Annotated in this window: 1 protein-coding gene; it reads left to right on the top strand. The window is 39.7% G+C overall.

Features of this window, described 5'->3' with window-relative positions; all coding sequences use genetic code 11:
- Positions 1-232 (top strand): hypothetical protein (locus ACY2RR_RS24835; RefSeq protein ID WP_490110872.1); only part of this gene is annotated, 232 nt, incomplete at both ends.

Genomic DNA, 232 nt, shown 5'->3' with positions numbered 1-232 from the left:
AGCGGGAATCTTAAAACTTGCTAAAATTTATGTTGCAAAAAAACGTAAATTAAAAGTAGGAGATAAGATGGCAGGACGTCACGGTAACAAAGGTATTGTGGCTCGTATTGTAAGAGAAGAAGATATGCCATTCTTAGAAGATGGATCTCCAGTAGATATCGTATTGAATCCACTAGGGGTACCATCTCGTATGAACATCGGTCAGATTTACGAGACCGTTCTAGGTTGGGCA

It is taken from the genome of Parendozoicomonas sp. 2304DJ65-17 (genome assembly GCF_058148445.1).
The sequence above is the reverse complement of the archived record's forward strand: the minus strand, read 5'-3'. Positions and strand labels throughout refer to the sequence as shown.